This is a genomic window from Enterobacter chinensis, assembly GCF_034008295.1.
GTDB lineage: Bacteria > Pseudomonadota > Gammaproteobacteria > Enterobacterales > Enterobacteriaceae > Enterobacter > Enterobacter chinensis.
Genome location: NZ_JARDVI010000002.1, coordinates 655,887 through 679,033, shown reverse-complemented (window position 1 = coordinate 679,033; position 23,147 = coordinate 655,887). Strand labels below are relative to the sequence as shown.

Genomic DNA, 23,147 nt, shown 5'->3' with positions numbered 1-23,147 from the left:
GAATAATTGTTGAAGTTTGAATAAAACAGCAATATGCGCCAAAAAAAGCGCATTTTGATAAATTCAGCGAGGGGAGGAAGAAGAAACCCTTATGGCATCAGGGTGTCAGGTAGCCAAAGTTAAACTTTGGCTACCTGTTATTTACGCTTTGTGGCGGTTATCAGGCAGGAATATGGTCAACATCCCAAGAAGTGGCAGGAAAGCGCAGATTTTATAAACCAGGAAGATGCTGGTGTGATCCGCAACCATCCCTAACACCGCGGCACCAAGCCCTCCCATACCGAAGGCGAAACCGAAAAAGAGCCCGGAAACCATACCGATACGTCCAGGCAGCAGCTCCTGGGCATAGACCAGAATCGCGGAAAAAGCGGATGCGAGGATAAAACCAATAATCACGGTTAAAATCCCCGTCCATTCAAGGCTGGCGTACGGCAAAATAAGGGTAAACGGCGCGACGCCGAGGATAGAGCCCCAAATGACATATTTACGCCCAATCTTATCCCCCACAGGCCCGCCAATGACCGTACCGGCCGCAACCGCGAACAGGAAGGCAAACAGGTGAATCTGGGCATTCTGTACCGATAATCCGAATTTTTGCATCAGATAAAAGGTGTAATAGCTGCTGATGCTTGCCATATAGAAGTATTTCGAGAAAATCAGTACCAGCAGCACGGAAACCGCCAGGATAACCTTATTGCGCGGAAGGGGATTGATAACCTTCGCTTTAGGTTTACCTTTATTCACGCGATGCTGAGCGGCATACCAGCGGCTGATCTGTGCCAGCACGATAATGGCCAGCAGTGCGGCCAGGACAAACCATGCCACGTTGCCTTTACCGTAAGGGGCAATAATCACCGCGGCCAGCAGCGGGCCCAGAGAGCTACCAAAGTTACCGCCGACCTGGAAGAGCGACTGCGCCAGACCGTGACGACCACCAGAGGCCATACGCGCCACGCGGGAAGACTCTGGATGGAAAACAGACGAGCCGGTGCCCACCAGCGCGGCGGCAATCAACACGGCTTCAAAGCTCCCCGCCATGGCCAGCAGCACCAGCCCGCTTAAGGTAAAGCACATGCCTATTGGTAGCGACCACGGCATCGGGTATTTATCCGTCCAGTAGCCCACCACCGGCTGCAGCAGTGAGGAAGCCAGCTGGAAGGTCAGGGTGATCATCCCGATCTGCACGAAGGTTAATGAGAACTCGGACTGCAGCAGCGGATAAATGGCCAGAATCAACGACTGGATCATGTCGTTGAGCAGGTGCGAGAGACTGATTGCGCCTAATACTTTAAAGGATGTGCGCGATGCTGGCGGAGACGCCGGCGCGCCCGGAACAGGCTGGGTTGATTCACTGATTGCCATAGAGAGAATTACCACGTCTTTAGTTATTAGAGATGCAGGGTGTAATTATTATCCGACTAACATACCCGCCCGGGACATTTGAAGAAAGTCGCAATTATGAAAACTTATTTGTCTATTCTTGTTAGTCACTGTAATTTTTGCCTTTGTCTATTGGTCAGGGAGAGAGAAGATGAAGTTAATGAAGCGGGGCGTCGCGCTGGCGCTCATCGCCGCATGGGGCCTGGTAAGCCTGCCCGCGCAGGCGTATGAAAAAGACAAAACGTATAAAATCACCATTCTGCATACTAACGATCACCACGGTCACTTCTGGCGCAGTGAATACGGCGAATATGGCCTGTCGGCACAAAAAACGCTGGTGGATGGCATCCGCAAAGAGGTTGCCGCCGAAGGTGGCAGCGTGCTGCTGCTGTCGGGTGGCGATATCAATACCGGCGTGCCGGAATCCGACTTACAGGACGCTGAACCCGATTTTCGCGGTATGAACCTGATTGGCTACGATGCCATGGCCGTGGGGAACCATGAGTTCGATAATCCGCTGAGCGTGCTGCGTCAGCAGGAGAAGTGGTCAAAATTCCCGTTCCTCTCTGCCAATATCTATCAGAAAAGTACCGGCGAGCGCCTGTTTAAACCGTGGGCGCTGTTTAAGCGTCAGGACCTGAAAATCGCGGTGATTGGCTTAACCACGGATGACACAGCAAAAATCGGCAACCCCGAGTTCTTTACCGATATCGAATTCCGCAAACCGGCAGACGAAGCGAAGCTGGTGATTCAGGAGCTGCAGCAAAACGAGAAGCCGGACGTGATTATTGCCACCACCCATATGGGGCACTACGACAACGGTGAGCACGGCTCTAACGCGCCCGGCGACGTGGAGATGGCGCGCAGCCTGCCTGCGGGCTCGCTGGCGATGATTGTGGGTGGTCACTCACAAGATCCGGTTTGTATGGCCTCGGAGAACAAAAAGCAGGTGGATTACGTGCCGGGCACGCCGTGCGCGCCAGACCGTCAAAACGGCATCTGGATTGTTCAGGCGCACGAGTGGGGCAAATACGTGGGCCGCGCGGACTTTGAGTTCCGTAACGGCGAGATGAAGCTGGTCCATTATCAGCTCATTCCGGTCAACCTGAAGAAGAAAGTCACCTACCCGGACGGGAAAAGTGAGCGCGTACTTTACACGCCAGAGATCGCAGAAAACCAGCAGATGCTCTCCCTGCTGACGCCGTTCCAGAACAAAGGCAAGGCGCAGCTGGACGTGAAAATCGGCACGATGAACGGTCGTCTGGAAGGGGATCGCAGTAAGGTTCGCTTCGTGCAGACCAACATGGGCCACCTGGTGCTTGCGGCGCAAATAGCGCGCACCGGCGCTGACTTCGGCGTGATGAGCGGCGGCGGCATTCGTGACTCTATCGAAGGCGGAAACATCACCTATAAAGACGTCCTGAAGGTGCAGCCGTTCGGTAACGTGGTGGTCTATGCCGATATGAGCGGGAAAGAGGTCATTGACTACCTGACCGCCGTGGCGCAGATGAAGCCGGATTCCGGGGCCTATCCGCAGTTTGCCAACGTCAGCTTTGTGGCGAAAGACGGCAAGCTTAACGATCTTAAAATCAAAGGCGAACCGGTCGACCCTGCCAAAACCTACCGTCTGGCGACCTTAAGTTTTAACGCCACCGGCGGTGACGGCTATCCGCATATTGATAATAAACCGGGCTATGTGAATACTGGCTTTATTGATGCGGAAGTGCTGAAGCAGTTCATCGAGCAGAATTCGCCGATTGACGTGAATGCGTATGAGCCGAAAGGTGAGGTGAGCTGGCAGTAGTGCGGGGCGTTTTTGCCCGGTGGCGCTGCGCTTACCGGGCCTACGGGCGCAAAATGTAGGCCGGGTAAGGCGTAGCCGCCACCCGGCTTTTCTTTTAATCCCGGCGCGCTATATCCGCAAATTTCGCGTCCAGCATTTTCGCCAGATCGCCCGCGGACAGCTCAATATCCAGCCCGCGTTTGCCACCGGATATAAAGATGGTTTCAAATTCCTGAGAAGGGGCATCAATCAGCGTCGGCAGGCGTTTTTTCTGCCCGAGAGGGCTGATCCCGCCCACCAGGTAGCCCGTGGTGCGTTGCGCAACCATCGGATCGGCCATATCCACCTTCTTCGCCCCCAGTGCTTTGGCGACTTTCTTCAGATCCAACTGTCCCGCTACCGGGGTGACCGCGACGGCGAGGTGTTTCATATCGCCATTCATCGCAACCAGCAGCGTTTTATACACCTGGTCCGCGTTCAGCCCTAGCTTGCGCACCACTTCATCACCAAAGTTGGTTTCATTCGGATCGTGATCGTAAGTGTGGATCCGGAAAGAAATATTGTTTTTTTCGAGTAATTTAACGGCGGGAGTCATAGCTATCCTTCTTACGACAGACAAATCATGCCAACAGCATACGCCTGACGTTTGTCTAAAAAATAGCACCATCTTGCGCAATAGTATTGGCAGTGATGGTCACTTTGAGCGACAATCGGCTCAACCGAAGGTCTCCTTCGGCATAATAAAAACGATGAAATTCCTCTTTGACGGGCCAATAGAAATATTGGCCACTTTTTTATTTCAGCAGCGACGGCAAATTCCCTTCTCCGTACAAATGTAACGCCCCGACCGCCACCACGTAATGCCCCGCAGGTAACGCATGCAGCGTTTCCCGCCAGGCTTTGTTGCGCGCGTTCATCAACACATCATATAACGATTCGCTGAACGTCGACGGTAGGGCCAGTTTGCCGTCCGCAGGCGGCGCATCCAGCCACCAGCCAATCATGGTCTGGAGCAGGCGCGCGTTGGTGTGCCAGTGGGTCAGCGTATCATCCAGCAACGTAAGGCCGTCGTCGGGAAGCTGTCGCAGGAGCGCAATCTGGCTGTCCGTCCCTTCCAGCTCGATGATGGGCAGACTGCGCGCCCTTGCCACGTTCAGCAGCTGGTAATCAATGCCGTAATCACCACGCAGGCCCAGACGTTGCGCCTGCGTGGCCTGCAGCACCATCGCAATTTGCCAGAGCGGCAGGGTGTCAATCATGGAGAGCGAGACGCCCGTTTCATCGGCGACGCGCGTCAGCTCCGCAAGCTGGTTTTCATCCAGACGTTCGGCCAGCGAGCGATCGCTCTCCAGTCCGGCAAACGGCGACTCGTGGCCCGAAATGTCTGCCTCAACGACCAGCGCATCGGCGTGTTTCAGCAGTTTAACCAGCGCGGGTGGCAGGGGAGACATATCCTGCGTACCCATATGAATACTGCCGACCAGATGCAGGTGTTGCCCACCGGGGAGGGAGATATCCAGACCCGGCCAGGCGTAACGGCGAGGAAAGAGGGCGCGAAACGATGTTTTTATACGATTAAACAGACCCATACGCGCTCCATGAATGGAAAGGTTCATGCTAGCGCGTACGAGTATAAGGTTCAATCCTTCGGTTTAAAGCGCAGCAGCCGGTTGGCGTTGCTCACCACGGTAATGGAGGAGAGCGCCATCGCCGCACCTGCGACCACCGGGTTCAGCAGCGTGCCGGTCAGGGGCCACAAAATGCCGGCAGCAATCGGGATCCCGAGCGAGTTATAGATAAACGCTCCCAGCAGGTTCTGCTTCATGTTGCGCAACGTGGCTTTCGAAATGGCCAGCGCATCGGCAACGCCCATCAGGCTATGGCGCATCAGCGTAATAGCGGCGGTTTCAATGGCCACGTCGCTCCCGCCACCCATGGCAATCCCCACATCCGCCTGGGCCAGCGCCGGGGCATCGTTGATGCCGTCGCCGACCATCGCCACCTGACGACCCTGACTTTGCAGTTTTTTGATGGCGTCTGCTTTACCGTCCGGCAGTACGCCCGCAATCACCTCATCAATTCCGGCTTCTTTCGCAATGGCGTTGGCGGTGGTCGGGTTATCCCCGGTCAGCATGACCAGGCGATAGCCCGCGCGGTGCAGACGCGCCAGGGCATCCACGCTGTCCTGGCGCAGCGGATCGCGAACGGCCAGCAGCGCGGCGGCTTTGCCACCTACCGCCAGCAGAACCGGCGTGGCGCCTTGCGACGCCTGCGCTTTCAGCTCGCTTTCCAGCGCGGAGGTATCAATACCGTTTTCATTGAGCAATGCCTGGTTGCCCAGCAGGAGCGCGTGGCCTTCTGCTTCACCGCTTACGCCGAGCCCGCGCAGAGTACGGAAGTTACTGACCTGCGGCAGGGCAGAAGCATTCGCTTTATCGAGGATGGCGCGCGCCAGCGGATGGCTGGAGCCTTGCTCAAGCGCGGCGGCGAGACGCAGCGCGTCCTCTTCCGCGATGCCTGCCGTAGTGACGGCCACCACCTGCGGTTTGCCTTCGGTCAGCGTGCCGGTTTTATCAAACACCAGCGTGTCCAGCGTGCTGGCCCTCTGCAGCGCGTCCGCATCCCGCACCAGCACGCCAAATTCGGCAGCGCGGCCTACGCCGGAGATAATCGACATCGGCGTCGCCAGGCCAAGCGCGCAAGGACAGGCGATGATCAGCACCGTGGTGGCGATCACCAGGGTGTAAACAATCTGCGGTGCGGGGCCGAAAACGTACCAGATAGCCGCGCTCAGCAGGGCAATGCCGACCACCACCGGCACAAAAATGGCAGAGATTCTGTCGGCGAGCTGGCCAATTTCCGGCTTGCTGCTCTGCGCCTGGCGCACCATGCGAATAATACGCGACAGCGTAGTGTGGCTGCCGACGGCGCTGGCGGTGAACAGCACGCTGCCGTCCTGTACCACCGTCCCGGCATGAACGGCGTCGCCGTCTGATTTCTGCTGGGGGATAGGCTCGCCGGTCAGCATCGCTTCATCCAGCCAGGCCTCGCCCTGCGTTATCTTACCGTCAACGGGAACGCGATCGCCCGTGGTCAGACGCAGCGTCATACCGGGTTGAACCTCTGCCAGCGGGACGCTCTTTTCCCCCTCGTTCGTGACCACGCGCGCGGTTGGCGGGGTTAAATCGAGCAATCTTTCCAGCGCTTTCGAGGAGCGCTGGCGGGCGTGGGCTTCCAGCATATGGCCTAAGTTAATCAGGCCGATAATCATCGCGCTCGCTTCATAATAGAGATGCCGCGCTTCCATCGGGAACCACTGGGGCCAGACGTTCACGCTCATGGAGTACAGCCATGCCGCACCCGTGCCGAGGGCGACCAGCGTATCCATCGTCGCGGTGCGATTTTTCAGGCTCTTCCAGGCGCTGGTATAGAAATGACCGCCCGCGAAGATCATCACGCCCAGGGTAATGACGCCAATCACCAGCCACAGCGTGCGGTTGTCGTCGGTGACCATCATGTTGTCGCCGATCATCCCCCACACCATCACCGGAATACCCACCAGCAGGGCGACAATCGCCTGCCAGCGGAAGCGCTTCATGGTGGCGATAGCCGTTTCCTGCTGGCGCTCGCGGCGTTCGGCATCATCTTCGATGGCCTCCGCCCCGTAGCCCGCTTTTTCAACGGCCTGCACTAAATCTGCTGCGGAGGCGCTGCCCATCACAAGCGCAGTGCGCTCCGCGAGGTTGACCCGTGCCTGCGCGACGCCCGGCACCGCCTGCAAGGCGTTTTGTACCCGGGAGACGCAGCTGGCGCAGCTCATGCCGTTGATCAGCAGCTGTTGGCTGTCATCAATATCATCAGCTGCCGGAAGCTCAGGAGTGGCCGCTGTCAGTGCTTCCGACGGGGATGATGACTCTGCCAGCGGTTTAGCCTTTGGGTGGCTTAGCTCCGCCCCGTAGCCGGCCTGCTTGATGGTATCAATCAGCGCATCCGCGCTGGCGCTGCCGGTGACGGCGGCATGATCGATACTCACTTCAGCGCTTTCGACATCAGGACGCTGTTCCAGACTTTCTTTAACGCGTTTGACGCAGTGGCCGCAGGAAAGGCCGTCCAGCGTCAGGTCAATAGTGTGAGACATAACAAAACTCCCGTATAATATTTTGGTCAGTTGTTGACCGGAGTAACGCTTTTCACTAACTGTTATAAAGGTTAAACCTTCCATCAAGGGGAAGGTCAAGGGGGAAATGTGAATATCAGCGATGTGGCAAAAAAAACCGGTTTAACCAGCAAAGCGATTCGCTTTTATGAAGAGAAGGGGCTGGTGACGCCGCCGCTGCGCAGTGAAAACGGCTACCGCAGCTACACGCAGCTGCATCTGGATGAACTTACGCTGCTGCGCCAGGCAAGACAGGTGGGTTTTAATCTGGAAGAGTGCGGCGAGCTGGTTAATCTGTTCAACGATCCGAAGCGTCACAGCGCAGACGTGAAAAAACGCACCCTGGAAAAAGTGGCCGAGATTGAACGCCATATCACCGAGCTGCAGGCGATGCGCAAACAGCTGCTACAGCTCGCGGAATCCTGTCCGGGGGATGACAGCGCCGACTGCCCGATTATCGATAATCTTGCCGGCTGCTGTCATCGTAAAGCCTCTGCTTAGCAGGCTTTAACCCGCAGGGTAATGCCTTCCACCGCAATGACCTCAACCCGCGTGCCGGCGTTGAGGTCGTCGTCGGCGACCACCGGCCACGAGCTGTCGCCCACGCGCATATGCCCCCGCCCGTTTACCAGCGCGGCATCGAGCGTAAAACGCTGGCCGACAATCTGTTGTCCGCGCTGGTTGAGATGCGCGTCCACCGGTTTCTGCTCGTTAACCCGTCGGTTAAGCCAGCGCCACCACAGCCACGCGGCCACCAGCGTCAGCACGGCAAACAACGCGCCCTGCCACGCCCAGTCAAGCGGCAAAATCCACACGAGCAGCCCGGTGATGACCGCGGCGACACCGCTCCAGAGCAGGTAACCATTGCCGCCCAGCATCTCAGCGGCCAGCAATAAACCCCCAAGGCTTAGCCAGAAAGCGTGAGGATGTGCGACGATGAGCTCAATCATTTTTTACGCTCGTTTCCGCTGTCTTTGATAAGCTCTGCAATACCGGCGATAGAGCCCATCAGGCTGCTGGCCTCCAGCGGCATCATCACCACTTTGCTATTGTTCGCGGAGCCGATCTCTTTCAGCGCATCGGTATATTTTTGCGCGACAAAGTAGTTCACGGCCTGGATATCACCAGCGGCAATCGCCTCTGACACCATCTGGGTGGCACGGGCTTCTGCCTCGGCTGAACGTTCACGCGCTTCCGCCTGTAAGAATGCAGACTGACGCTCGCCTTCCGCTTTCAGGATCTGCGACTGTTTTTCCCCCTCCGCTTTGAGGATCTCAGCCTGACGTACCCCTTCGGCTTCCAGAATGTAGGCACGCTTGGTTCGCTCGGCCTTCATCTGCGCGTTCATGGAGGCAATCAGCTCCGCCGGCGGGCGCACGTCGCGGATCTCAATACGGGTGACTTTGATCCCCCACGTGTTCGTCGCCTCATCGACAATGTGCAGCAGGCGCGTATTGATGCTGTCGCGCTGGGAAAGCATCTCGTCCAGCTCCATAGAGCCCAGCACGGTACGGATGTTGGTCATCGTCAGGTTAACGATCGCCAGCTCCAGGTTGCTCACCTCATAGGCCGCTTTAGGCGCATCAATCACCTGAATAAAGCAGACGGCATCAATGGTGACGTTGGCGTTATCTTTGGAGATGATCTCCTGAGACGGGATATCCAGTACCTGTTCCATCATGTTGATCTTGCGACCAATCCGATCCATGAACGGGACAATCAGGCTTAAGCCAGGCTGGAGCGTGTTGGTGTAACGACCGAAACGCTCGACGGTCCACTGATAACCCTGTGGGACAATTTTGACGCCTGCGCCCACAATAACCAGCGCAACGAAAATAAGGACAGGAATAACGATAAGCATAAAAACCTCCTGTTTTGCATGCTGTGATGAGTGAAAGTGTGTGTTTATTGCTCGTAAGTATAGGTAAAGTCAGAGATGAATCCATCACCCGCCTTCGCGATGGCTTTGGATAATCCCTGGTAGTACTTCTCCAGCCCCAGCGCTTCGATATGCTGGATTTGTTCGCGGATTGGGGCGCAGAACAGAACGGCATTCCCCGCCTCAACGCGCTTGTTATTGGGAGGAAGGTCGCCCGCGATGGCTTTGAACCACGTTCGGATACCCTGCTTTAAGCTGTGCGGCGCTTTTGCCAGGTTATCCATTCCCGTCAGGACCTGCAGGGTGGGAAACTCATCGGCCAGCACGGCGGTTTTCATGCGTGCAAAAAACTGGCTGAACAGCTCGAACGATCCCAGATCGGTGACGCGGGGCTTGGTGGTTTTACCGTTTTTATTGCCAATTTTGCCCGCTTTTGACGCTGCGGCCGGAACCGCATTCACCTTTTCCAGCTCCAGCCCGAATAGCAAATTGCAGTGTGCGCGGCGGGCTTTCAGCGGGTAGGACATCAGAACGTCAATGAACTGGGTCGCTTTCACTTCCGCAAGGTCATGGTTGATGAGCCACTGGGTGCGAGAAAATTCAGCCGGGGAGACGAACCAGTCGGGCACCTCATTGAAACGTTTTGATTTTCCTTTGCCGTCAAATTCCAGGAAGTGCGTCCCGTTGTCGAAGGCGAAATAGCAATTTTTGAAACTGCCGATCGTGGTGTTCACGATGAGCGCCTTCTTAACAAAATCGACCACCTCTGCACCAATGACAAAACGTGTGAGTTCCGAAGATTTGATGACTTCCATTAATGTTTCGACATCAGGAACACCAGGCTTCAGGGAAGGGAACTCATAAAAGATATGTGCCATGTTGCATACTTCCTGTAGTGATGGTGATGACAAATGACAAACAAAAAGTTTAACACTTGCTTTAGCGTGAGGCTATTCGCTCTGTGTGGACGAAAGGATTATGCTACAGACGGTTATGACAAAAAGCGGTTAACGAAAGCGCAATGAACGATAAAAAAAACGTATTACATCTCAGGGATGTCGGGTTTCGTGTCGGGGAAAACACTATCCTTCAGCACGTCGGGTTTTGCCTGTCGCCGGGCGAGTTTAAATTAATAACGGGCCCCTCAGGCTGCGGTAAAAGCACGCTGCTGAAGATTGTGGCCTCCTTGCTCAGCCCCACAGAGGGCACCATTCTGTTTGAAGGTCACGATATTGCGTCACTTTCACCGGAAAGCTATCGCCAGCAGGTTTCGTATTGTGTGCAAACCCCCACGCTTTTTGGCGATACGGTCTATGACAACCTGATTTTCCCGTGGCAAATCCGTCAAAAAACGCCGGAACCGGAAAAATTTATCAACGATCTGGCCCGCTTTGGCCTGGCGCAGGAGACGCTGACCAAATCCATCAATGCGCTGTCGGGCGGAGAAAAGCAGCGCGTCTCGCTGATCCGCAACCTGCAGTTTTTACCGAAGGTATTGTTGCTGGACGAAATCACCAGCGCGCTCGATGACGCCAACAAACGCAACGTTAACGAGATTATTCATCGTTACGTCCGCGAGCAGAATATTGCCGTGCTGTGGGTGACGCACGACGCCAACGAAATTACCCATGCGGATGACGTAATTACGCTCCAGCCGCACGGCGGAAAAATGCAGGAGGCAAACCGTGGGTGAGCATAATATTACGAACGAATCCCTGGCGTTTTCGATGGTGCTGGTGCTGATTGCGATTGTGGTCAGCTACCGCGAAAAGCTGGGGCTGGAAAAAGATATTGTGTGGAGTATCTGCCGCGCGGTGATTCAGCTCATCATCGTCGGCTATGTGCTGAAGTATATTTTCAACGTCAACCACGCGGTCCTGACGCTGCTGATGGTGCTCTTTATCTGCTTTAATGCGGCGTGGAATGCGCAAAAACGCAGTAAATACATTGATAAGGCGTTTATCTCATCGTTTATCGCGATTACCACCGGGACGGCGCTCACGCTGGCGGTGCTGGTGCTCTCCGGCTCGATTGAATTTACGCCGATGCAGGTTATTCCTATCTCCGGGATGATTGCGGGGAACGCCATGGTGGCCGTTGGGCTGTGTTATAACAACCTTGGCCAGCGTTTCAGCAGTGAACAGCAGCAGCTGCAGGAGAAATTAAGCCTGGGGGCGACGCCTAAAGTGGCCTCGGCGCGGCTAATTCGTGAGAGCATTCGTTCATCGCTGATCCCGACGGTGGATTCAGCCAAAACGGTTGGGCTGGTGAGCCTGCCGGGCATGATGTCGGGACTGATTTTTGCCGGTATCGATCCGGTAAAAGCGATTAAGTATCAGATCATGGTGACGTTTATGCTGCTTTCCACGGCAAGCCTGTCAACCATCATTGCCTGTTACCTGACCTATCGGAAGTTCTACAACGCGCGCCACCAGCTGGTGGTGACGCAGTTGAAAAAGACGGGGTAATATCGGCTTTTGTAGGCCCGGTAAGGCGAAGCCACCGGGCTTTTTTTTATCAATACAGCAGTGCGTACAGCTGACGACGGTACTTCGACGCCAGCGCGTCTCCGGTGCCCAGCGCGGCCAGGATCTCCTGGAACATCTTGCGCGCCTGGCCGTCTGCGGCAGCGAGGTCTTTTTGCAGATGGCTGAACAGCAGCTCAAGCGCCTCTTCGTTACGCCCCACCTGATGCAACTGCAGCGCCAGCTGGCTTGCCAGGCCCGCATCGGCCGGATTGTCAGCAACCTGCTGCTGCAACTGCTGAATCTCCGGGGTGTCCGCGGCCTGTTTCAGTAGTTCGATTTGCGCGACCAGGCCCTGATAACGGGTGTCCTGGTCCTGCAGCGGTACGGTTTTGAGTACGGCTTCCGCGTCTTCTGAACGGTGCAGGGCGATTTGCGTTTCCGCCAGCAGCAGGCCAATCTGGCTGTTCTGATTCGACAGCTGCCACGCGTCTTTGAGCAGCGGCAGCGCCTCGTCATATTTGCCTTCCTGCATCAGCGCCATGCCTTCCTGCGCTTTCAGCTCTTCTTCGCGCGGCAGCACTTTATCCAGCAGGGCACGGATAGCCTCTTCCGGCTGCGGCCCCTGGAAGCCATCAACAGGCTGCCCGTTCTGGAACAGATAAACGGTAGGAATGGCGCGCAGACCAAACTGAGACGCGACCATCGGCTCTGCGTCACAGTCCAGTTTGGCGAGAATGAACTGACCATTGTACTGGGCAGCAAGGCTTTCCAGCACCGGCGTCAGCTGCAGACAGTGTTGGCTGCGCTCAGACCAGAAGTAGAACAGGACCGGTTTGGTCATCGACTGTTCAAGGGTCTGTTGCAGGTTTGCTTCAGTAATATTGACGATATTCTGTACGGACATGCGGCTTTCTCTTTTGTCGGTTTGTTCTTTACATGGGGATGCGCGACGTCGCTTCAACTCAACCGTGTAAAATTTTGTCCATTATCCGGCCCGGCAGCAGGCGTTTTAACCAGCCTACGGCGTGGGTGACCAGCGTCACCGGATAGCGCATTTTGGGATGTTCACTCTCAAAAGCATGGCGCACTTTGGCAACAACCGCTTCGGGCCCGAGGGTAAAACGTGCGGCAATGCCGGGGTTCTCGACCGGTTTATCCGCCTGCGTCTGGTTCACGTTGTCGGTAAAGCGGGTGCGGATCGGGCCGGGTTCAATCAGGCTGACCTTAATGCCGCTGTGGCGTAGCTCCATGCGCAGGGCGTCGGACCAGGCCTCCAGTGCATATTTGCTGGCTGCGTAGGCGCCGCGGCCTGGGGTTGAAATCAGCCCCATCACAGACGATGTCATCACGATGCGCCCTTCACCGTGCGGCAGCATCGCGGGGAGCAGACGCATGGTGAGCTGATGTACGCCGAAGAAGTTGGTCGAAAACTGCTTCTCCAGCGTTTCGCGGGAGAGCGTATCCAGCGGACCATACACGCCGTAACCGGCATTGTTAAAGAGTCCGTACAGACGATTGTCGGTCAGCGCGATGACCTCATCGGCGGCGCGCTCAACGCTCTCCGGCGAGTCCATATCCAGCAGCACGCCGGTCAAGCCCAGCCCGTTCATGCGTTCGACATCGTCGGGTTTGCGGCAGGCCGCCAGCACCCGAAATCCCTGGCGCTTTAATTCAAGCGCGCTTTCAAGGCCGATTCCACTGGAACATCCTGTAATTAAGACCGATTTTTGCATAACTTTACCTGTCAGGATCTCCGCTTAATCAGGAGTCATGGTTAACTAAAGGAGCCAGCCGCGTTGCCATCCAGTCGGCAATAAACGGCTGAGCATCGCGATTGGGGTGGATCCCGTCGTCTTGCATCCATTGGGGTTTGAGATAGACCTCTTCCATGAAAAATGGCAGCAGCGGAATATCAAACTCTTTGGCAAGCTTAGGGTAGATCGCGCTAAAGGTCTCATTATACCGACGACCGTAGTTGGCGGGCAGGCGAATTTGCATCAGCAGCGGCTGGGCGTTTGCCGCCCTGATGTCCTGCAAAATGGTGCGCAGCGTTTGCTCCGTTTGCTGAGGCTGAAAACCGCGCAGGCCGTCATTACCGCCAAGCTCAACCAGCACCCAGCGCGGCTGATGCTGTTTGAGTAGCGCGGGCAGGCGCGATAAACCTTGCTGAGAGGTATCGCCGCTGATGCTGGCGTTGATTACAGACGTCTTGCTCTGCCATTTGTCATTGAGCAGGGCGGGCCAGGCCGCGCTGGCCGCCATGCGATAGCCCGCGCTCAGGCTGTCGCCAAGAACCAGTAACGTGTCCGCTGCCGCCGCGCGGAAGGTCATCAGAATCAAAAACAGGAAGGGCAAATGCCAGCGGAAAACAGTGTTGAAGTTCATCATCTTAAGAAGTCCGTCGGTCAGGGGGAACACGAGCTTTCCATCCTTACTGGAGTTGAACTCGTTGTCAAACGCGCCGAAACCATCGCGCTGATTGGCGAATCCGGTTCCGGTAAGTCCACGCTGCTGGCGATTTTGGCCGGTCTGGACGATGGCAGCAGCGGCGAAGTCAACCTTGTCGGGCAACCGCTGCATCAGCTTGATGAAGAGGCGCGGGCCGCGCTGCGCGCGCGTCACGTTGGTTTTGTCTTTCAATCTTTTATGCTGATCCCGACCCTGAACGCGCTGGAAAACGTCGAACTTCCGGCGCTTCTGCGCGGTGAAAATAGCCGTGAAAGCCGCGCTCACGCGAAGGCGCTGCTGGAACAGCTCGGCCTGGGGAAACGTCTCGACCATCTTCCCGCACAGCTTTCTGGCGGTGAGCAGCAGCGCGTGGCTCTGGCGCGGGCGTTTAACGGCCGCCCGGAAGTGCTGTTTGCCGATGAGCCCACCGGTAACCTTGACCGTAAAACCGGAGACCGAATTGCGGACCTGCTGTTTTCGCTCAACCGCGAGCACGGCACCACGCTGATCCTCGTGACCCACGATCCGCAGCTTGCCGCCCGCTGTGACCGTCGCCTGCGGCTGGTGAACGGTATGCTTCAGGAGGAGGTATGATTACCCGCTGGTTCTGGCGCGAGTGGCGTTCGCCCTCGCTGCTGATTGTCTGGCTGGCGTTAAGCCTGGCGGTGGCCTGCGTGCTGGCGCTCGGCAGCGTCAGCGACCGTATGGAAAAAGGGCTTAGCCAGCAGAGCCGGGAGTTTATGGCGGGAGACCGGGCGCTGCAAAGCTCGCGCGCCGTTCCTCCGGGCTGGATTGACGAGGCGCGCACGCTGGGGCTGAAGGTGGGAGAGCAGATTACCTTCCAGACAATGACCTTCGCGGGCGACACGCCACAGCTGGCGAGCGTCAAAGCTGTGGATGACATCTACCCGATGTACGGCGAACTGCAGACCAGCCCGCCCGGTCTGAAGCCAGATCCCGGCACGGTGCTGCTGGCCCCGCGGCTGATGGCGCTCCTGAATCTGAAAACCGGCGACAGTATCGACGTGGGCGATGCCACGCTGAAGATCGCCGGGGAAGTGGTGCAGGAACCCGACTCCGGCTTTAATCCCTTCCAGCTTGCGCCACGCCTGCTGATGAACACCGCGGATGTCGCGGCAACCCATGCGGTACAGCCGGGCAGCCGCGTCACCTGGCGCTATAAGTTTGGCGGCACGCCTGCCCAGCTTGATGCCTATGAAAAATGGCTTCTGCCGCAGTTAAAACCTGAGCACCGCTGGTACGGGCTGGAGCAGGATGAGGGGGCGCTCGGTAAATCTCTGGAGCGTTCTCAGCAGTTCCTGCTGCTGTCGGCACTGTTAACCCTGCTGCTCGCGGTGGCGGCGGTGGCCGTGGCGATGGGGCACTACTGCCGCAGCCGCTACGATCTGGTGGCGATCCTCAAAACCCTGGGGGCGGGCAGAGCGCAGCTGCGTAAGCTGATTGTCGGCCAGTGGCTAATGCTACTGATCCTGTCCGCGCTGACCGGCGGGATAATGGGGCTGCTGTTTGAAAAACTGCTGATGGTGATGCTGAAACCGGTGCTCCCGGCCGCATTGCCGCCGGCCAGCTTCTGGCCGTGGCTGTGGGCGATGGGCGCGATGACGGTGATCTCGGTGCTGGTGGGGCTACGGCCCTACCGCCTGCTGCTCGCCACGCAGCCGCTGCGCGTGCTCCGCAACGATGTGGTGGCGAACGTCTGGCCGCTGAAGTTCTACCTTCCGGTGATTATGGCGGTGGCGGTGGGGCTGCTGGCCTGGCTGATGGGGGGCAGTACGCTGCTGTGGGCGGTGCTGGCCGGAGCGGTTGTGCTGGCGCTGCTGTGCGGCGTGCTGGGCTGGATACTGCTCAGCGTCCTGAAACGACTGACGGTAAAATCGCTTCCGGTGCGCCTGGCCGTCAACCGTCTGCTGCATCAGCCCTGGTCTACGCTGAGCCAGCTTTCGGCCTTTTCGCTGTCGTTTATGTTGCTGGCCCTGCTGCTGGTGCTGCGCGGCGATCTGCTCGACCGCTGGCAGCAGCAGCTGCCGCCGGAAAGCCCGAACTATTTCCTGATCAATATCGCCCCTGAACAGGTCACGCCGCTGAAGGGCTTCCTGTCTGAGCACCATATTATCCCGGAGTCGTTCTATCCCATCGTTCGCGCGCGTCTGACGCAGATCAATGGCCAGCCAACGGAGGGAAGCAAGGACGAGTCGCTTAACCGCGAGCTCAACCTGACCTGGCAGGAGAAACGCCCGGATCACAACCCGATTACCGCCGGCACCTGGCCGCCGAAAGCGGGAGAGGTGTCGATGGAAGAGGGGCTGGCGACGCGCCTGAACGTGAAGCCGGGAGACAGCGTCACTTTTACCGGCGATACCCAGGATTTTACCGCGAAGGTTACCAGCTTGCGTAAAGTGGACTGGGAAAGCCTGCGGCCGAACTTCTTCTTTATCTTCCCGCCCGGCGCGCTGGACGGGCAGCCGCAGAGCTGGCTGACCAGCTTCCGCTGGGAAAACGGCAACGGTATGTTGACCCAGCTGAACCGGGAATTCCCGACGGTCAGCCTGCTGGACATCGGCGCGATCCTGAAGCAGGTCGGTCAGGTGCTGGAGCAGGTGAGCCGCGCGCTGGAGGTGATGGTGGTGCTGGTGACGATTTGCGGCGTACTGTTGCTGCTGGCCCAGGTGCAGGTGGGTATGCGCCAGCGGCATCAGGAACTGGTGGTCTACCGCACGCTGGGGGCCGGTAAGCGGTTGCTGCGGATGACGCTCTGGAGCGAGTTTGCGCTGCTGGGGCTGGTGGCCGGTCTGGTGGCGGCCGTTGGCGCAGAGACGGCGCTGGCGGTGTTGCAGACAAAAGTGTTCGACTTCCCGTGGGAGCCTGACTGGCGCCTTTGGTTGATACTGCCTCTGTGCGGCGCGGTGCTGCTTTCTCTTTGCGGAGGTTGGCTCGGTACGCGGTTGTTAAAGGGTAAAGCCCTGTTCCGTCAGTTTGCGAATTGATTTACCAGAGTGATAATTGCGCGCCGGGTTTTAATGCCGGCGCGCAATGTTTAAATAGCACAAAGTGATAATACCCACTCATTTAGTAGCACAAAACATTAAAAACCCGTCCACACAGCCCGATTATTTCCAGTTAATATTCACTCGCTAAATATTTAGCAGCGTGTCTATTAAGGAAAAATAATGACTATAAAAAAATCAGCGCTGGCGGTAACGATCGGCGCGGCAGTGGCATTAACAACCTTCGCATCTCAGGCGGAAATTACCGTTCTTAAACAGGATCCTCAGGCGGGCGATCCGCTGAGCCGCCTGAACTTCACCGTGGGCGGCAGTATCCGTCCGCAGTTCAACATGATGACCGGTGACGGCGACAAAGGTTCCTACAAGCGTAACGGCTTTGACGGCGGCACCCGTTTCCGTTTCGCAGCAGATTACTACCTGTTTGATGACATCAGCTGGATCAGCTACTACGAGCTGGGTGTGAACATCCCTGCGCTGTTCAACTGGGATAACCACTATGCCGAAGGTGCACACGACACCACGCGTCGTATGCTTTACACCGGTCTGAAGAGCGATACATGGGGTACGCTGACCTTCGGTCAACAGAACAGCGTTTACTATGATGTGGTTGGCGCGAAAACCGATATCTGGGACTACGACATGATTGGTCAGGCACCAGGTAACGGGATCAACGGCGACTACGACGGTTCTTATCGTTCACGCCAGATGCTGAAATATAAGAAAACCGTGGGCGATGCCGATATCTATGCATCCTACCTGTTTGAAGACAGCGAATACCTGCCGGGCAACGGCCTGCGCTACAAGCGTAAAGGCGGCGGTTCACTGGGTGTGGATTACCACCTGACCACCGATCTGACCTGGGGCGCTGCGTGGAACTATACCCGTGCGGATATGCGTAACCCGGACAACGGCGACAGCAAAACCTACGACCAGAACATCCTCGGTACCGCGCTGAGCTGGACGCCGGATAACTGGACCTTCTCCGCAGGCGGCGGCTGGTATCAGAACTTCCTGACCACCAAAAAAGTGTCTGTTAACGACTACTTTGCGGGTGATGCGTGGGGTATTGAATACTTCGCAGGGTACAAATTCCCAATCGGTCAGTACGCGGTTAAATCCATCCAGCCTTACTTCATGGGCGACCGTATTGAGTACGTGAACGGCCGTAACTACCAGCGCATCGACAACGGCGTGGGTATCAGCTTCCAGCTGGATTACGGTTTCCGCGTGGATTACGAACACGTGTTCACCTCCAGCACCGACGACCTGGGCGACATGAACCTGGTGCGTCTGCGTTACGACTTCTAAGTCGTCATGTAGGGTGCGGTCTGATGCCCTCACCCTGACCCTCTCCCACGGGGAGAGGGAACAAACATTAAAAACGGCAACCCTGGTTGCCGTTTTGCTTTTAACTCGCCACCCGGCTTTCTTTTAGCGATTAAGCCAGTCAGCGACCTCGCCATACGTCCCGCGATACACAATCTTCTCCGCTTTCTTCTCCAGCTGATAGCCATACATCGGGTCGTAATAATCCTTCAGCAGCGGCGCAAGCCAGCTGAAGTGCGCGTCCGTGCTGCCAGAGCGTTGCTGTTCTGACAGCGCGGAATCTAACAGCGCGGTGAATTCTGCATACCGCTGCAGCCCCAGACGGCGGCGAATGGCGAACAGGCCGTGGTGCAGGTACTCGCTGTATTCTTTCCAGCCCGCTTCCTCGCCGTATGCGGCAGAAAAGTCGGCCCACATATGGTCGAAATACTCTTCGCGAAGGCGTTCAAGCCGAATTTCAAACGGATCCTCTACCACGACGATCGGGGCTTCAACCATGCGATCGCGCAGGCATTCCGGCAGATGGTTGGAGCCAATCATCCGACCTTCATCTTCGAGCACCCAGCGCGCGGCATCTTTTTTCAGCAGCTCGACCGCAAGGTGGTTTTCAAAGCTTGCCTGGGATAGCTGCGGTGTCAGCGTGCGCCCAAACGACGAACCGCGATGGTGCGCGAGTCCTTCCAGATCGATTCCCTGCGCGTGCTGCTTCACCAGCAGCGTTTTACCGTTTCCGGTACAGCCGCCGATAAGCACCATCGGTTTTTGCGACTGCTCAATGGTCACCTGTATCGCCGTCTGGCGCAGGGCCTTATAGCCCCCGCGGATCAGCGGGTAATCGACACCCGCCTCTTTTAGCCAGGCCTGGGAGATATGTGAGCGCTGGCCGCCGCGCGCGCAGCAGAGAAAGCCCTCAGGACGGGCAAGGCTGGCTTCGCGCCAGGCGTTGATGCGTGCCTCACGCGTATCGCCGTTCACCAGACTATGGCCGAGCGCCAGCGCGGCGTCCGGACCCTGGCGTTTATAGCAGGTGCCCACGGCGGCGCGTTCGTCGTCATTCATCAACGGCAGGTTCAGGGCGGCGGGCATCGCGCCCTGGGCAAATTCGATCGGCGCGCGAACGTCGATTAAAGGGGTATCAGACGCGAGGATCGCGCGATAATCCGTTCCATCGTTCATGGGTATTCCAGAAGAAAGCTAAGCAGCAATGGGCGGGAATTGTACGCCGGGGAAAGAGGAGGTCAACTCCCCGGCGGAGGGAGAACTAGTTAAGCTTTGATTGTGCCCAGACAATACCGCTCGCATATTCTGGCGGCAGGAGCGGGATCATGGCTTCCAGGGTGGCGCTCAGGCGATCCGTGTCGGTGTCGCTCAGGTTGAGGTGACCCACTTTACGACCCGCGCGAACCTCTTTGTCATACCAGTGCAGGTGCACCAGCGGCAGTTTCAGCCAGTCGTAGTTCAGATCGGTGCCGATCAGGTTGATCATCACCGACGGGCTGTTCACCACCGGCTGCGGCAGCGGCAGGTCGGTGATGGCGCGCAGATGCAGTTCGAACTGGCTGATGGACGCACCGTTTTGCGTCCAGTGGCCGCTGTTGTGCACGCGCGGCGCAAGTTCGTTGATCAGCAGACCGGACGGGGTGATAAAACACTCCATCGCCATCACACCAACATAGCCCAGCTCGTGCATGATGGCAGAGAGCATATCTTCCGCCTGCGCCTGCTGGTCGGCATTGGCGTGCGGGAAGGCCACGCTGGTGCGCAGGATACCGTCCTGATGCAGGTTATGCGTCAGAGGGTAAAACACCGTGCGGCCATCGTGCCCGCGCGCGCCAACCAGCGACACTTCGCCGCTGAAGTTGATGCCCTGCTCAACGATGCACTCGCCGTAGCAATCATCCGGCAGCTCGGCGGTGTCGTTCGCGCGCAGACGCCACTGGCCGCGGCCGTCGTAGCCGCCCACGCGGCGCTTCACGATTGCCAGGTCGCCCAGCATCGCGAAGACGTCATTCCACTCGCTTTTATCGGACAGAAGCTGCCACGGTGCGGTCGCGAGGCCGAGCTTGTCGAACAGCTGCTTTTGCGTCAGGCGGTCGGCAATGATCGGGAACACATCGCGGTTAACAAAGGCGTTGTGACGCGCCAGCTCGCGCGTCAGGGCCGTCTCCGGCCAGCGTTCGATCTCGGCGGTAATCACGCTCTGGTGGAACGGTACGGCTTCAGGTTCGGCATCCAGCCCGACGGGCCAGACGGAAATACCCAGCGGTTCACCGGCCTGGCGCAGCATGCGGCCTAACTGGCCGTTACCGAGGACGCAAACCTGCTTCATGCCGCACCCCGCGGGTCCGGATTGTCCAGCACCTCGTCGGTCTGGGCTTTACGCCAGTCCGCCAGGCGCTGATGTAACGCTTTATCGTGGCTCGCCAGGATCTGCGCGGCCAGCAGGGCGGCGTTTGCGGCACCCGCTTTACCAATCGCCAGCGTGCCGACAGGAATACCGCGCGGCATCTGGACGATGGAATAGAGGCTATCAACACCGCTTAACGCGGCGCTTTGTACCGGAACGCCGAGAACCGGCACCAGCGTTTTGGCGGCAATCATGCCTGGCAGATGTGCTGCGCCGCCCGCACCGGCAATGATCACCTCATAACCGTTCTCTTCGGCACTTTCGGCGAAGCTGAACAGTTTGTCTGGTGTACGGTGCGCGGAGACCACTTCAACGTGGTGCGGAACATTCAGGATTTCAAAGATTTCGGCGGCGAACTGCATGGTAGCCCAGTCGCTTTTGGACCCCATCACGATGGCGACACGCGCCGGATTATTGCGGGAAGACATGCGTCTTAAAACTCCTGTGGTGCGAAACACACTGCTTTCGAGGGCACAGAGAATAGCATGTTATACGGGCAAGGAAAACGGTTGCGCGGTTAAAAGGTGAGCCGTTGTTGCCATCCATTCATAACAAAACAGACCGCATTCTGGCGGTCTGTTTTCGTCGTTCGGCAATCATTATTTAGTCAGTTCTGCGGTCATGTGCACGCGGTTGTTGAACTGTGCGCTGGTGATTTTGTAAGACGCGCCTTGTTCAGCGGCCTGTGCAGCAATTTTCGCTTCTGCGCGGTCAAGGGTTGAACCGGTTGCGCTCACGCTCTGAGCGAAAGAACCGAAAGAAACCAGAGAAAGAGCGGCAACTGCAACGAAAGTTTTGATGGATTTCATGGTCGTATTCCTTAAGTAATTTATCTGGGATAGGGCGTGTTGCCCTGATGTGATAAATAATAGACCGACCACGGACTGATTAAAATCAAAACAATTTGCCGATATCATTCAGTAAATTTGAATAAGTGTTGCGAGGGAGGATTAAAACGGAAAAGCGATCAGCTCTACGCCCTCAGGCGTGACTTTGACCATGGATCCTTCGCTGTGCCAGGCACCCAATACTACGCGGTGTGCGGGCTGGCCGTTGGCGATAAGGGAATGCACGTCAGGACGATGGGTATGGCCGTGGATCAACCACTGGACGCGATGCTTTTCCATCACGCTGACGACCGCCTGTGGGTTAACGTCCATGATGGTCATGGATTTGCTGCTGTTGGCGGCTTTACTGCCCGCGCGCATTCTGGCGGCGATTCGGTTGCGAATAAACAGCGGCAGAGCAAGGAACAGCGTTTGTATCCACGGGGTGTGGACTTTGGCGCGAAACGCCAGGTAGCCGGTATCGTCGGTGCAGAGCGTATCGCCGTGCATGATCAGCACCTTTCGGCCGTAGAGGTCGAGCACCTGTTCTTCCGGCAGCAGCGTCATACCGCTTTCGCGGGCGTAGCGCTTGCCGAGCAGGAAATCTCTGTTGCCGTGAATGAAGTAGCAGGGGACGCCAGACTCAACCAGCGCTTTTATGGCCGCAGCCATTTCACGGTGCAGCGGGTTAGGGTCGTCGTCGCCAATCCAGGCTTCAAAGAGATCGCCCAGGATGTACAGCGCGTCGGCGCTTTTCGCTTCACCGCGTAAAAAACGCAGAAAACCGGCGACGATCGCCGGTTCTTCTGTTTGCAGATGCAGATCTGCAATAAAGAGTGTCGCCACGAATTACTCGCTGACGGTCACGCTTGTAATCACAACGTCTTCTTTCGGAACGTCCTGGTGCATACCGCTGCGGCCAGTAGAAACGGCTTTGATCTTGTCAACCACGTCCATACCTTCAACCACTTCTGCGAATACGCAGTAGCCCCAGCCCTGCAGGCTTTCGCCAGAGAAGTTCAGGAAGTCGTTATCAGCCACGTTGATGAAGAACTGCGCGGTCGCGGAGTGAGGCGCCTGAGTACGGGCCATCGCCAGCGTGCCACGGGTGTTTTTCAGGCCGTTGTTCGCTTCGTTTTTGATCGCTTCTTTGGTTTCTTTCTGGTTCATGCCAGGTTCAAAACCGCCGCCCTGGATCATAAAGCCGTTGATCACACGGTGGAAGATGGTGTTGTTGTAGAAACCTTCGCGGCAGTAGTCCAGGAAGTTTTTAACTGTTTCAGGCGCTTTGTCATCAAAGGTTTTGATTACGATATCGCCATGATTAGTGTGGAAAGTAACCATTTTTGCATCCTGTTCCGTTATTGTGGTACATCGACCCGCGTTCGGGTCATATATAGGGGCTTGTTATAGCATAACCACAGGATGCGATCACCTTGCATTGTGT

The 23,147-nt window shown here is 57.0% G+C and carries 23 protein-coding genes; 7 read left to right on the top strand and 16 right to left on the bottom strand.

The window, feature by feature from the left end; genetic code table 11:
* Positions 1 to 141: 141 nt before the first annotated feature.
* Positions 142 to 1,362, bottom strand: coding sequence for an MFS transporter (locus PYW49_RS08200; protein ID WP_134348589.1), 1,221 nt, complete (start codon positions 1,360 to 1,362; stop codon positions 142 to 144).
* A gap of 169 nt (positions 1,363 to 1,531) precedes the next feature.
* On the opposite strand from PYW49_RS08200, the gene ushA reads away from it, so the two are divergent.
* On the top strand, positions 1,532 to 3,184 hold the full coding sequence (gene ushA / locus PYW49_RS08195; RefSeq protein ID WP_320386207.1) for a bifunctional UDP-sugar hydrolase/5'-nucleotidase UshA: 1,653 nt from the start codon (positions 1,532 to 1,534) through the stop codon (positions 3,182 to 3,184).
* A gap of 94 nt (positions 3,185 to 3,278) precedes the next feature.
* On the opposite strand, the gene ybaK is transcribed toward ushA, so the two are convergent.
* The 3 genes from ybaK to copA all read right to left on the bottom strand — a co-directional run bounded on the left by ybaK (position 3,279) and on the right by copA (position 7,301).
* Entirely contained in the window at positions 3,279 to 3,758 is a 480-nt protein-coding gene (gene ybaK / locus PYW49_RS08190) for a Cys-tRNA(Pro)/Cys-tRNA(Cys) deacylase YbaK (protein ID WP_134348587.1), read from the bottom strand.
* Between the two features lie 199 nt (positions 3,759 to 3,957).
* Positions 3,958 to 4,752 (bottom strand): TraB/GumN family protein, encoded by a 795-nt coding sequence (locus PYW49_RS08185; RefSeq protein WP_320386206.1) that lies wholly within the window; start codon positions 4,750 to 4,752, stop codon positions 3,958 to 3,960.
* Between the two features lie 50 nt (positions 4,753 to 4,802).
* Positions 4,803 to 7,301 carry a copper-exporting P-type ATPase CopA gene (gene copA / locus PYW49_RS08180; RefSeq protein WP_320386205.1) on the bottom strand — a complete coding sequence of 833 codons (2,499 nt, stop codon included), beginning with the start codon at positions 7,299 to 7,301 and terminating at the stop codon, positions 4,803 to 4,805.
* Between the two features lie 108 nt (positions 7,302 to 7,409).
* On the opposite strand from copA, the gene cueR reads away from it, so the two are divergent.
* Complete coding sequence (gene cueR, locus PYW49_RS08175; RefSeq protein WP_063429293.1) at positions 7,410 to 7,820, top strand: Cu(I)-responsive transcriptional regulator; 411 nt, start codon at positions 7,410 to 7,412, stop codon at positions 7,818 to 7,820.
* Here the strand turns inward: cueR and PYW49_RS08170 are convergent.
* Genes PYW49_RS08170 through PYW49_RS08160 form a run of 3 tightly spaced genes read right to left on the bottom strand, consistent with a single transcriptional unit; the run spans position 7,817 to position 10,076 of the window.
* Positions 7,817 to 8,269 (bottom strand): NfeD family protein, encoded by a 453-nt coding sequence (locus tag PYW49_RS08170; protein ID WP_320386204.1) that lies wholly within the window; start codon positions 8,267 to 8,269, stop codon positions 7,817 to 7,819. The genes cueR and PYW49_RS08170 overlap by 4 nt on opposite strands.
* Complete coding sequence (locus tag PYW49_RS08165) at positions 8,266 to 9,180, bottom strand: SPFH domain-containing protein (protein ID WP_320386203.1); 915 nt, start codon at positions 9,178 to 9,180, stop codon at positions 8,266 to 8,268. The genes PYW49_RS08170 and PYW49_RS08165 overlap by 4 nt, the downstream gene beginning before the upstream one ends.
* 44 nt (positions 9,181 to 9,224) lie before the next feature.
* The gene (locus PYW49_RS08160; protein WP_134348581.1) at positions 9,225 to 10,076 is read right to left on the bottom strand and encodes a hypothetical protein; all 852 of its coding nucleotides are present in this window, start codon (positions 10,074 to 10,076) and stop codon (positions 9,225 to 9,227) included.
* Between the two features lie 143 nt (positions 10,077 to 10,219).
* Here PYW49_RS08160 and fetA point away from each other — a divergent pair, with 143 nt between their 5' ends.
* The gene (gene fetA, locus PYW49_RS08155; RefSeq protein WP_320386202.1) at positions 10,220 to 10,891 is read left to right on the top strand and encodes an iron efflux ABC transporter ATP-binding subunit FetA; all 672 of its coding nucleotides are present in this window, start codon (positions 10,220 to 10,222) and stop codon (positions 10,889 to 10,891) included.
* Positions 10,884 to 11,666, top strand: coding sequence for an iron efflux ABC transporter permease subunit FetB (gene fetB, locus PYW49_RS08150; RefSeq protein ID WP_039265869.1), 783 nt, complete (start codon positions 10,884 to 10,886; stop codon positions 11,664 to 11,666). Before fetA ends, fetB begins: the two co-directional genes overlap by 8 nt.
* A gap of 49 nt (positions 11,667 to 11,715) precedes the next feature.
* Here fetB and PYW49_RS08145 read toward each other — a convergent pair whose 3' ends face one another.
* Genes PYW49_RS08145 through tesA form a run of 3 tightly spaced genes read right to left on the bottom strand, consistent with a single transcriptional unit; the run spans position 11,716 to position 14,051 of the window.
* The gene (locus tag PYW49_RS08145; RefSeq protein WP_320386201.1) at positions 11,716 to 12,570 is read right to left on the bottom strand and encodes a co-chaperone YbbN; all 855 of its coding nucleotides are present in this window, start codon (positions 12,568 to 12,570) and stop codon (positions 11,716 to 11,718) included.
* 58 nt (positions 12,571 to 12,628) lie between these two features.
* The gene (locus PYW49_RS08140; protein WP_134348578.1) at positions 12,629 to 13,399 is read right to left on the bottom strand and encodes an SDR family oxidoreductase; all 771 of its coding nucleotides are present in this window, start codon (positions 13,397 to 13,399) and stop codon (positions 12,629 to 12,631) included.
* Positions 13,400 to 13,427: 28 nt separating this feature from the next.
* Positions 13,428 to 14,051, bottom strand: a complete 624-nt coding sequence (gene tesA / locus PYW49_RS08135; RefSeq protein WP_166790924.1) for a multifunctional acyl-CoA thioesterase I/protease I/lysophospholipase L1 — start codon at positions 14,049 to 14,051, stop codon at positions 13,428 to 13,430.
* Between tesA and ybbA the strand changes: the two genes are divergently transcribed.
* The 3 genes from ybbA to PYW49_RS08120 all read left to right on the top strand — a co-directional run bounded on the left by ybbA (position 14,022) and on the right by PYW49_RS08120 (position 18,448).
* Positions 14,022 to 14,708 carry a putative ABC transporter ATP-binding protein YbbA gene (gene ybbA, locus PYW49_RS08130; RefSeq protein WP_320386198.1) on the top strand — a complete coding sequence of 229 codons (687 nt, stop codon included), beginning with the start codon at positions 14,022 to 14,024 and terminating at the stop codon, positions 14,706 to 14,708. The two genes, tesA and ybbA, sit on opposite strands and share 30 nt — an antisense overlap.
* Complete coding sequence (ybbP, locus tag PYW49_RS08125; protein ID WP_320386197.1) at positions 14,705 to 17,119, top strand: putative ABC transporter permease subunit YbbP; 2,415 nt, start codon at positions 14,705 to 14,707, stop codon at positions 17,117 to 17,119. The genes ybbA and ybbP overlap by 4 nt, the downstream gene beginning before the upstream one ends.
* 183 nt (positions 17,120 to 17,302) lie before the next feature.
* Positions 17,303 to 18,448 carry a porin gene (locus tag PYW49_RS08120; RefSeq protein ID WP_320386196.1) on the top strand — a complete coding sequence of 382 codons (1,146 nt, stop codon included), beginning with the start codon at positions 17,303 to 17,305 and terminating at the stop codon, positions 18,446 to 18,448.
* Between the two features lie 123 nt (positions 18,449 to 18,571).
* On the opposite strand, the gene mnmH is transcribed toward PYW49_RS08120, so the two are convergent.
* The 6 genes from mnmH to ppiB form a co-directional block, all read right to left on the bottom strand.
* Positions 18,572 to 19,642 carry a tRNA 2-selenouridine(34) synthase MnmH gene (gene mnmH / locus PYW49_RS08115; RefSeq protein WP_320386195.1) on the bottom strand — a complete coding sequence of 357 codons (1,071 nt, stop codon included), beginning with the start codon at positions 19,640 to 19,642 and terminating at the stop codon, positions 18,572 to 18,574.
* An 85-nt stretch (positions 19,643 to 19,727) separates the two neighbouring features.
* A complete protein-coding gene (purK, locus tag PYW49_RS08110; protein ID WP_320386194.1) occupies positions 19,728 to 20,795 on the bottom strand; it encodes a 5-(carboxyamino)imidazole ribonucleotide synthase in 1,068 nt (355 codons plus the stop codon).
* The gene (purE, locus tag PYW49_RS08105; RefSeq protein ID WP_320386193.1) at positions 20,792 to 21,301 is read right to left on the bottom strand and encodes a 5-(carboxyamino)imidazole ribonucleotide mutase; all 510 of its coding nucleotides are present in this window, start codon (positions 21,299 to 21,301) and stop codon (positions 20,792 to 20,794) included. The genes purK and purE overlap by 4 nt, the downstream gene beginning before the upstream one ends.
* Positions 21,302 to 21,472: 171 nt before the next feature.
* Positions 21,473 to 21,682: a YdgH/BhsA/McbA-like domain containing protein gene (locus tag PYW49_RS08100; protein ID WP_125914596.1), complete on the bottom strand. Its 210-nt coding sequence runs from the start codon at positions 21,680 to 21,682 to the stop codon at positions 21,473 to 21,475.
* 141 nt (positions 21,683 to 21,823) lie between these two features.
* Positions 21,824 to 22,546 carry a UDP-2,3-diacylglucosamine diphosphatase gene (gene lpxH, locus PYW49_RS08095; protein ID WP_320386192.1) on the bottom strand — a complete coding sequence of 241 codons (723 nt, stop codon included), beginning with the start codon at positions 22,544 to 22,546 and terminating at the stop codon, positions 21,824 to 21,826.
* A 3-nt stretch (positions 22,547 to 22,549) separates the two neighbouring features.
* Positions 22,550 to 23,044: a peptidylprolyl isomerase B gene (gene ppiB / locus PYW49_RS08090; protein ID WP_010428247.1), complete on the bottom strand. Its 495-nt coding sequence runs from the start codon at positions 23,042 to 23,044 to the stop codon at positions 22,550 to 22,552.
* Positions 23,045 to 23,147 lie beyond the last annotated feature (103 nt).